Raw genomic sequence first — 9,808 nt, forward strand, 5'->3', positions numbered from 1 at the left:
GGGGGGGGGGGGGGGGGGGGGGGGGGGGGGGGGGGGGGGGGGGGGGGGGGGGGGGGGGGGGGGGGGGGGGGGGGGGGGGGGGGGGGGGGGGGGGGGGGGGGGGGGGGGGGGTGGGGGGGGGGGGGGGGGGGGGGGGGGGGGGGGGGGGGGGGGGGGGGGGGGGGGGGGGGGGGGGGGGGGGGTGGGGGCGGGGCGGGGCGGACGGGCGGGCGGGGTGGGGGCGGGGGCGGGGCGGGGCGGGGGCGGGGGTGGGTGGGACGGGGTGGGGGTGGGGGTGGGGTTAGGTGGGGGGGTCGATGAGGGTGATCAGGTGGGTGAGGTGGGGTAGGGCAGCCCGGACCGCGGCGCGGCCGGCGGGGTCGAGGGCGGCGAGGGCGGCGGCGAGCAGTTCGGCGCGGTGGCGTTCGTAGTCGGCCATCCGGTGTTGCGCGGCATCGGTGAGCCGTAGCCGGACCAGGCGGCGGTCGTCCGGGTCCCGCTCGCGGTGCAGCAGCCCGGCGTCGGCCAGGCCGCCGACCAGGGTGCTCACCGTGTTCGGCGCGGTGCCCAACCGCCGGGCCACCTCCTTGACGCTGACATCGGGGTGGGCGCGGACCGCCAGCATCAACTCCACCTGCGCCTCGGCCAACGCCGCGCGGTTGGCCCGCCCGTTGATCGAACGGCGCAGCAGCCGGTGCAGCTCGCTCACGACGGCGCCGAGTCGCGCCGCAGTCTCGTCGGCCGGCACGATGTCACCCACCTCACGACGAAATACCTCTGCGGACAGAGCTAAGGTTAGCCGGAAACCAACTTTCCTGGGGGCGTTGTGGCGCGTGTGGTGCAGTCGACCGGCAAGCCGGCATCGCCGACCGGGTCCGGCGCTGGCACCGCCCCGGTGAGCGATGGGGCGACCACGCCGACCGGGGCAACCGGCGACGGCCGAGGCACCGGGGTCGGGCTGCTGGTGCTGCTCGGGGCGCTCACCGCGATCGGCCCCCTCTCGTTGGACATGTACCTGCCGGGGTTCCCGGCCATGACCCGCGGCCTGGGCGCCAGCCAGGCCCAGATCCAGCTCTCGCTGACCACCTGCCTGATCGGTCTGGCCGTCGGCCAGCTCGTCACCGGCCCGCTCAGCGACCGCTGGGGCCGACGCCGGCCGGTGCTGATCGGGCTCGTCGCGTACGCGCTGCTGGCACTGGCCTGCGCGTTCGCCCCGAACGCCGGCATCCTCGCCGCCGCCCGCTTCGTGCAGGGCTTCGCCGGCGGGATGGGCGTGGTGGTGGCCCGGGCGATCGTCCGTGACCTGTACGCCGGCCGGGCTGCCGCGAAGTACTTCTCCCGGCTCTCCCTGGTCTTCGGGGTGGCCCCGGTGGCCGCCCCCAGTGTCGGCAGCCTGGTGCTGCAGTTCGGGTCCTGGCGGACGGTCTTCGTCACCCTCGCGGTGATCGGGCTGCTGCTCGCCGCCGCGGCGGCCTGGTGGCTTCCCGAGACACTCCCCGTCGAGCGGCGCAGCACCGGCGGCTTGGCCGGCACCATCCGGACCATGGGGTCGCTCGGCACCGACCGGGTCTTCATGGGGTACGTGCTGACTCAGGGGCTGGCCTTCGCCGCCCTGTTCGCGTACATCTCCGGGTCGTCGTTCGTCTTCCAGGACGTGTTCGGCATCTCCGGCGGCACGTTCAGTCTGATCTTCGGCCTCAACGCGCTCGCCCTGGTCGCCGCCGGCCAGGCCAACGCCCGCCTGCTCGACCGGTTCAGCCCACGCGTCCTGCTGGTCGCCGTCCTGCTGGTCGGCGCCGTGGCCGCCGTTGGCGTACTGACCGGCGCGGTGGCCGGCAGTGTGTGGCCGATCGCCGTGGCGTTGTTCTTCTTCGTCGGCACCATCGGCATGGTGATGCCCAACAGCACGGCGTTGGCGCTGGACCGGCAAGCCAGCCACGCCGGCACCGCGGCGGCGCTGATGGGCTCCCTCCAGTCGGTGATCGGCGCGCTGGCCGCCCCGGTGGTCGGGCTGGGCGGCGAGGGCAGCGCAGTGCCGATGGCGGCCGTCATCGCCGGAGCGGCCGCCCTCTCCCTGGCCGCCGTGCTCACCCTCGCCCGCCCTGCCCGCACCTGACCAGCACCAGCCCGGACCGGGCGCGGCTCGCGACCGACCAGCACCAGCCCGGACCGGGCGCGGGAGGCGGCAGTGCCAGACGGCACTCAGCCTGCGAAGCGGCGCCGCACCTCGGCGCGGGTGGGCATGGCGACCGCGCCGCCCGGTGACTCGCACACCAGGCCGGCTACCCGCAGCGCGAACGCCACCCGTCGGTGCCAGTCGGCCGGGTCGGTGGGCTCGCCGTCGACGAGCAGTTCGGCGATGAGCGCCCCCATCACCGAGTCGCCGGCGCCGGTGGCGTCCACCGCGTGGACCTTCGGCGCGGGAACGCGTACCGGATCGGCGCCGGCGGTGGCGACCACCGCGCCGGCCGGGCCGAGGGTGACCACCACGGCCGCCGCCCCCAGTTCGCGCAGGTACGCCGCGACCCCCTCGACCGGTTCGCCGGGGTAGAGCAGCTCGGCATCGGCGGCGCTCAGCTTGACCAGGTGGGCGGAGCCGGCGAACTCCGCCACCGTCTCGCGGAGACCGGCCAGCGCAGCCGGGCCGTCGAGCAGCCGGGGCCGGACGTTCGGGTCGAAGACCCGCAGCCCGCCCGCAGCCGACCAGGCCCGGCGCGCGGCGGCCAGCACGGCTGGGCGGAGCAGCACGATCGACCCGCAGTAGAGCACGTCGGCGCCGGAGACCAGGCCGATGTCCAGGTCGTCGGCGGTGAGCAGCCCGTAGGACGGGGGTTCGCCGTAGAAGCGGAAGTCCGGCTCGGCCCCGGAGTGGGTGGCCACGGCCAGCGCGGTCGCCGCGGGCACGGTGACCGCGCCGTGGAGGCCGACCCCGGCGTCGGCCAGGAACCCGCGGATCCGCTCGGCGAGTGCGTCGTCGCCGAGGGAGCCGACGAACTGCACCCGCCCGCCGAGCCGGGCCACCCCGACCGCGACATTGAGCGGCCCGCCGCCGATCGCCTGGCGGAACACGGGCCGGCCGTCGCACTCCGCGTCGAGCAGGTCGACCAGGGCCTCACCGAGCACCACCGCGTATCCCATCGTGGGTCCTTCCGTCGCTCCGCTGCCGTACTCCGATCCTGTCCTACTCCCCCGGGGCGCAGACGAGGAGGACCAGAACCGTGTCACCGATCAAGCCCGGACGCGCCGGGGAACAATCCCAGGCCCCCGGCGGCGGCGGGCGAGGGGGCCGGTGGGGTGCTGGGTGAGGGCGGTTGACAGGGGGCGATTCATTGACGGTGGGCTATTGCGTGCGGTGGCTTCGGCGTGATGAGATGGCGCTGCCGGTGGGCGCGGGGGCTGCCGCGTCGCCGGCGCCGGGAGAGAGCCAGCGCGAGGGGCACGCCGGTCCGCCGAGGCGGACCGCCGGTGACCCGCACTCCGTGCGCCCTCCGGGGACCCGGGCGCGGCACCGTGATCGTCCCATCCGCTCGTTCGCAGCGGGACGTTCGATGCGCCTCGTCCCGCGAGTCAGGAGATCCCCGTGACCCGTTACCGCACGGCCGCACTACTCATCGCGGCCGCCACCCTCGCCGCGGGCGCCGTCGCCGTGGCATCCGGCCCCGAACCGGCCGCCGCCCACGGCACCCCGATGACCCCCGGCAGCCGAACCTACCTGTGCTGGAAGGACGGCCTCTCCAGCACAGGTGAGATCAAGCCGATCAACCCGGCCTGCACGGCGGCGGTCGCGCAGAGCGGGGCGAACTCGCTGTACAACTGGTTCAGCGTGCTGCGCTCCGACGCCGGGGGCCGCACCGTCGGCTTCATCCCCGACGGCAAGCTGTGTAGCGGCGGCAACCCCGGCTACACCGGGTACGACCTGGCCCGCACCGACTGGCCGCTCACCCACCTGACGTCCGGGGCCAGGCTGAACTTCAAGTACAGCAACTGGGCCCACCACCCGGGCACCTTCTACTTCTACGTGACGAAGGACAGTTGGAGCCCTACCCGGCCGCTGGCCTGGAACGACCTGGAGGAGCAGCCCTTCCTCACGGTGACCAACCCGCCGCAGAACGGCTCGCCGGGCACCAACGAGGGGCACTACTACTTCAGCGGCAACCTGCCGTCGAGCAAGAACGGCCGGCACCTCATCTACTCGCGCTGGGTCCGCTCGGACAGCCAGGAGAACTTCTTCGGCTGCTCGGACGTGGCCTTCGACGGCGGCAACGGCGAGGTCACCGGGGTCGGCAACGGCGGCTCGCCCAACCCGACGACGCCCGCACCGACCACCCCGCCGCCGAACCCGACGACTCCCCCGCCGAACCCGACGACCCCGCCGCCGAGCCCCACCACCACGCCGCCGCCGCACAGCGGCGACTGCATGACGGTCTACAAGGTGGTCGGCGCCTGGTCCGGCGGGTTCCAGGCCGAGGTCACGATCATGAACCACGGCACGACGCCGTTCGCCGGCTGGAAGGCGACCCTGGTCTGGCCCGGCGGCCAGACGATCAACAACCTGTGGAACGGCTCGTACACCACATCCGGGTCGACCACGACGGTGACCAACGCGGCGTACAACGGGACGGTCGCCCCGGAGGGGACGACGACGTTCGGCTTCGTCGCCAACAGCACCGGGACGAACGCCCTGCCCACGGTGAGCTGCACCCGGGCGTGACACCACGCCGCCCGCTCGTCGGGTGAGGCATGTTGAGAGGGGCCCCCTGCCATACGCCAGGCGTTGACAGGGGGCCCCTCTTGACCAGGCTCAGCGGACCATGGAGCCGACCACCGGCTTGGTCAGCAGCGCCGACTGGTTGCGCTGGATGCCCGGGTCGAGCGTCTTGGCCACGAAGATCGCGTGCCAGATGCAGAAGATCAGCACCGTCCACACCTTGCGGGAGTGGTCGGCCTCCTCCCGCTTGTGCTCCTCCAGCAGCCGCATCGCGTACGACAGGTCGAGCAGCTCGCCCGCGCCGGAGTTGGAGATTACCCAGCGGGCCCACTCGTACATCTCGCCGCGCAGCCACACCCGCGTCGGGGTGGGGAAGCCGAGCTTCTTACGGTTGACGATGGCCGGGGGCACCACACCCTGGAGGGCCTGGCGCATGGCGTACTTGGTGGCGTCGGAGCGCGGCGGGAGCTTCAGGTCCACCGGGATCGTGGCCGCCACGTCGAACACCGCCCGGTCCAGGAACGGCACCCGGACCTCCAGCGAGTGCGCCATCGAGATCCGGTCGGCCTTGACCAGGATGTCGCCGCGCAGCCAGGTGTAGAGGTCGACGTACTGCATCTTGGTGACGTCGTCGAGCTCGGCGCACTCGGCGTAGATCGGTGCGGTGACGTCGGTGTAGCGCACCGAGGGGTCGTAGCGGCGCATCAGGTGCTGCTTCTCCTCCTCGGTGAACATCCGGGCGTTGCCGTAGTAGCGCTCCTCGATCGGGGTGGTGCCGCGCTCCAGGAAGCTCTTGCCCTTCACCCCCTGGGGGATGGCCTTGGAGACCGCGCGCAGGCCCTTCTGCACCCCGCCGGGCAGGCCGTTGACGGTGCCGAGGGAGAGCGGCTCCCGGTAGATGGTGTACCCGCCGAAGAACTCGTCGGCCCCCTCGCCGGAGAGGACCACGGTGACGTGCTCGGCGGCCTTCTTCGCGACGAAGTACAGCGGCACCAGCGCCGGGTCGGCGACCGGGTCGTCCAGGTGCCAGACGATCTTCGGCAGCGCGTCGATCATGTCCTGCGGCCCGATCTTGGTGGGCATGATGGTCACGTCGAGGTGCCGGGCCGAATCCTGGGCGACGTCGATCTCCGAGTACCCGGGGACGTCGTAGCCGACGGTGAAGGTGAGGATGTTCGGGTTGAACTCCCGGGCCAGGGCGACCACTGCGGTGGAGTCGATGCCGCTGGACAGGAACGAGCCGACCGGCACGTCCGAGCGCATGTGCACCCGGACGCTCTCGCGCAGGGTCTCCCGGATCTCGTGGTAGAGCCGCTGTTCGTCGCTGACCGGCGCCGGCCGGAACACCGGCCGGTACCACCGGCGCACGTCGATCCGGCCGCCCGGGGTCCAGGTCAGGTACTCCCCCGAGCCGATCCGGTTGATCCCCCGGTGCAGGGTGCCGGGCTCCGGGACGTACTGGAGGGTCAGGTAGTGGCTCAGGCTCGCCGGGTCGATCCCGGCGTCCCCGGCGTACGCGGACTGGGCGAACGGCAGCAGCGCCTTCTTCTCCGAGGCGAGGTAGAGCCCGTCGGCGGTCTCCAGGTAGTGCAGCGGCTTGATACCGAAGTAGTCGCGGGCGCCGAACGCCCGGCGCTCCTGCCGGTCCCAGATGACGAACGCGAACATGCCGCGCAGCCGGGTGAGCACCTGCTCGCCCCAGTAGTGGTAGCCGGCGACGATCACCTCGCCGTCACCGGCGGTGGCGAACTGGGCCCCGTGGGTCCGCACCAGCTCGTCGCGCAGCTCGATGTAGTTGTAGATCTCGCCGTTGAAGGTCAGCAGGTAGCGGCCGCCCGCGTACGGCAGCGGCTCGTGGCTGGACGCCACGTCGATGATCGCCAGGCGCTTGTGCGCGAACACCCCGTCGGCGTAGTGGCCGCTCGCGTCGCCGATCACCTCGACGCCTGTCTCGTCCGGTCCGCGGTGGTGCAGGCATTCCAACGCCCCCGCGATGTGGTCGCGGTGGGCGGCGGCGTTGCCGTTCGCGCTGAAGAAGGCCAGGAGTCCGCACATGGTGGTCATCTTTCCACGCGGCCGGGGAGGGCGTCGCGGGCACCGCAGGCTCACCCTGTCTCACACGCGCGCGGTACCGTCGGGGCCAGCGACGAGGCCGCAGGGGGCGAACCATGAGCGAAAAGGTAACGGGCAACCAGCCGGCGGACGGCACCGAGTCACACGACCCGGACTTTCCGGAGGCGTACCTGTCGTTCATGCGCCAGGGCTGGCAGGACACGCCCCTCCCCGTCGACCCCCGGGTGGAGGCGCCGAACCACGCCAAGCGGCGGGCCGCGGTCTCCTCGGCCTTCCCGGGCGAGACGCTGGTGATTCCCACCGGCGGCGACAAGGTACGCGCCAACGACACCGAGTACCGGTTCCGGCCGGGCAGCGACTTCGCGTACCTGACCGGCGACCACGACCCGGACGGCGTGCTCGTGCTGCGCCCGAACGGCTCGGGGCACGACGCCACCCTGTACACGCGGCCCCGCTGCTCGCGCGACAACGACGAGTTCTTCCGCAGCCGGCACGGCGAGCTGTGGGTGGGCCGGCGGCACACCCTGGCCGAGAAGTCGACTGAGCTGGGCCTGCCCACCGCCGACCTGACCGAGCTGGACGCGGCGCTGGCCGAGCTGGCGCCGGGGCGTACCCGCGTGCTGCGGGGCTTCGACGCCCGGGTGGACGCGGCCGTGCGCCCGTACGACGGGCCGCGCGCCGAGGACCAGCCGGCCCGGGACCGGGAGCTGGCGATCTCGATCGCCGAGTTGAAGCTGGTCAAGGACGAGTGGGAGATCGCCCAGCTCCAGGACGCGATCGACGCCACCGTGCGGGGCTTCGAGGACGTGGCCCGGGTGCTGCCGGCCGACCGAGCGGTCTCCGAGCGGCTGCTGGAGGGGATCTTCGCGCTGCGCGCCCGGCACGACGGCAACGACGTCGGCTACGGCTCGATCGTCGGGGCCGGCGAGCACGCCACGATCCTGCACTGGGTGCACAACCACGGCGTCACCCGGCCGGGCGAGCTGCTGCTGATGGACATGGGCGTGGAGAACCGCCACCTCTACACCGCCGACGTCACCCGGGTGCTGCCGGTCGACGGCCGGTTCACCCCGTTGCAGCGCCAGGTCTACGACATCGTGTACGCCTCCCAGCAGGCCGGCATCGAGTTCATCAAGCCGGGGGTGCAGTTCAAGGACGTCCAGCTGACCTGCATGCGGGTGCTCGCCGAGGGCCTGCACGACCTGGGCCTGCTGCCGGTGAGCGTGGACGAGGCGATGGACGAGAAGTCGACGGTCTACCGCCGGTGGACGCTGCACGGCTTCGGGCACATGCTCGGCATCGACGTGCACGACTGCTCCAACGCCCGCAAGGAGAACTACCGCGAGGGCGCCCTCGGCGAGGGTTACGTGCTCACCGTCGAGCCGGGTCTGTACTTCCAGCCGGAGGACGATCTGGTCCCCGAGGAACTGCGCGGCATCGGCATCCGCATCGAGGACGATGTGCTGGTCTCCGCGACCGGCGCGGTCAACCTCTCGGCCGGGTTGCCGCGCCGGGCCGACGAGGTGGAGACCTGGCTGGCGGAGCAGCGTGAGGCGGGCCCCCGCCTGCCCGGCTGATCCTCAGGTACGACCACGGCGGGCCCCGCCGCCGGTACGCGACGTTTCGACCGTCGACGCACCGGTGGCGGGGCCCGCCGCCATTTCCGCCCTGCGGCACCTTCGTGCACGCCATCGCCCGACTGCGGACTCGCGCCCGATCCGAGAGCAATGCGGGGTTTTTTCGGATACGTCCTCCTCGCGAGGAACCTTCTCATACGGTGGGGATCAGCAGGCTGCAACCGATTTGTAGCTGGTCGTGCCCCCTCGGGCGGTGCGGCCCCGTCTGGTAGCAGGAAAGGGCGGAAGGTTCTGATGTCCAACGACGAAACGACTCCCGGCGGTGGGGTGCATGCCACCCCGCTGGCGAAACGGCGGCGAGCCCTCTGGGTCGTCACCGGCGTGGCCGGCCTGACCGGCGTCGTCGGTCTGGCGGCGCTCGGCGGATTGGCCGCCCGCAACGACAAGTCCGACGACGCGAACCGGCTGTCGGACCAGCACTCGTCCACCGCGAAGCAGAACGTCAGCGACGCCGGCCGGGCCGACGAGAAACCCGGCAAGGAGAACGACGGCCGGGATCCCGGCAAGCAGGACGACTGGAGCGATGCCGACTGGTCCGGCAAGGACGACTGGTCCGGCAAGGATCGGGGTGGTCGGGGTGAGCGTGACGGGGAGGGCCGGGTTCGTGAGGTGCCCTGCGACGACGACGCGTTGGTCGAAGCGGTGGTACGGGCCAACAACGAACTGGGCGGCACGCTGAAGCTGGCCCGGGACTGCAAGTACGAACTGGACGACCACGACCGCAAGAACGGCTCGGCCCTGCCCACGATCCGCCAGCGGATCACCATCAAGGGCGACAAGTCCATCATCAAACGCGACTCCCGGGACGCCTTCCGCATCTTCACCGTCGGCGAGGGCGGCGAACTCACCCTCAAGGGCGTCACCCTCAAGGACGGCAACGCCGCCCGCGAGAAGAAGCACGAACCCGAACCCTGGCCCACCACACCCGACGGCACCACCCCACCGAAGACCGACAAGCCGGGGACTGCCGCCGCGCCGGTGGCCGCCGCTCCGGTGGCCGCCGCTCCGGTAGCCGCCGCGCCGGTAGCCGCCGCGCCGGTAGCCGCCGCTCCGGTGGCCGCCGCTCCGGTAGCCGCCGCTCCGGTAGCCGCGGGAGCCGCGCCGAGCACGCCGGGGACTGCCCCGGTTGAGCCGGGGACGCCAGCCGAGCCGGGTAAGGACTGGCCCGGGACCTACGACGAAGGCGCCGACGGTGGCGCACTCCTCGTCAAGCCCGGAGGCACCGCCTACCTCGAAGACAGCAACCTGTTCAACAACAACGCCAGCGGCAACGGCGGCGCCATCGCCAACTTCGGCCGCATCTTCCTCGACCACACCACCGTGGAAAACAACCACGCCAAGGGCAGCGGCGGCGGCATCTTCAACGCCGGCATCCTCAGGATCAAGGAATCCCACATCACCAACAACACCG

At 72.5% G+C, this 9,808-nt stretch carries 6 protein-coding genes and 1 pseudogene; 4 read left to right on the plus strand and 3 right to left on the minus strand.

The features are described 5' to 3' along the window. Positions 1 to 280: 280 nt before the first annotated feature. Positions 281 to 739 carry a MarR family winged helix-turn-helix transcriptional regulator gene (locus SNR22_RS28935; protein ID WP_320069857.1) on the minus strand — a complete coding sequence of 153 codons (459 nt, stop codon included), beginning with the start codon at positions 737 to 739 and terminating at the stop codon, positions 281 to 283. 135 nt (positions 740 to 874) lie between these two features. On the opposite strand from SNR22_RS28935, the gene SNR22_RS28940 reads away from it, so the two are divergent. Further along, positions 875 to 2,095 (plus strand): multidrug effflux MFS transporter, encoded by a 1,221-nt coding sequence (locus SNR22_RS28940; protein ID WP_320069858.1) that lies wholly within the window; start codon positions 875 to 877, stop codon positions 2,093 to 2,095. 86 nt (positions 2,096 to 2,181) lie between these two features. Here the strand turns inward: SNR22_RS28940 and SNR22_RS28945 are convergent, their stop codons facing one another. Further along, the gene (locus SNR22_RS28945) at positions 2,182 to 3,117 is read right to left on the minus strand and encodes a carbohydrate kinase (protein ID WP_320069859.1); all 936 of its coding nucleotides are present in this window, start codon (positions 3,115 to 3,117) and stop codon (positions 2,182 to 2,184) included. Positions 3,118 to 3,559: 442 nt separating this feature from the next. On the opposite strand from SNR22_RS28945, the gene SNR22_RS28950 reads away from it, so the two are divergent. After that, positions 3,560 to 4,690, plus strand: coding sequence for a lytic polysaccharide monooxygenase (locus tag SNR22_RS28950; RefSeq protein WP_413775727.1), 1,131 nt, complete (start codon positions 3,560 to 3,562; stop codon positions 4,688 to 4,690). A 90-nt stretch (positions 4,691 to 4,780) separates the two neighbouring features. On the opposite strand, the gene asnB is transcribed toward SNR22_RS28950, so the two are convergent. After that, positions 4,781 to 6,742 (minus strand): asparagine synthase (glutamine-hydrolyzing), encoded by a 1,962-nt coding sequence (asnB, locus tag SNR22_RS28955; protein ID WP_320069862.1) that lies wholly within the window; start codon positions 6,740 to 6,742, stop codon positions 4,781 to 4,783. 113 nt (positions 6,743 to 6,855) lie between these two features. Between asnB and SNR22_RS28960 the strand changes: the two genes are divergently transcribed. Continuing rightward, the gene (locus tag SNR22_RS28960) at positions 6,856 to 8,337 is read left to right on the plus strand and encodes an aminopeptidase P family protein (RefSeq protein WP_320069860.1); all 1,482 of its coding nucleotides are present in this window, start codon (positions 6,856 to 6,858) and stop codon (positions 8,335 to 8,337) included. Positions 8,338 to 8,631: 294 nt separating this feature from the next. Next, positions 8,632 to 9,808 (plus strand): annotated as a pseudogene (locus tag SNR22_RS28965) (hypothetical protein); the annotation flags it as partial.

The sequence above is a fragment of the Micromonospora sp. RTGN7 genome, assembly GCF_033804645.1.
Lineage (GTDB): Bacteria > Actinomycetota > Actinomycetes > Mycobacteriales > Micromonosporaceae > Micromonospora.

What these genes read in the sequence shown, in the direction of transcription:
- asnB (WP_320069862.1), bottom strand. Translation starts at nt 6,742, where the DNA reads ATGTGCGGACTCCTGGCCTTCTTCAGCGCGAACGGCAACGCCGCCGCC.
- SNR22_RS28960 (WP_320069860.1), top strand. Translation starts at nt 6,856, where the DNA reads ATGAGCGAAAAGGTAACGGGCAACCAGCCGGCGGACGGCACCGAGTCA.
- SNR22_RS28945 (WP_320069859.1), bottom strand. Translation starts at nt 3,117, where the DNA reads ATGGGATACGCGGTGGTGCTCGGTGAGGCCCTGGTCGACCTGCTCGAC.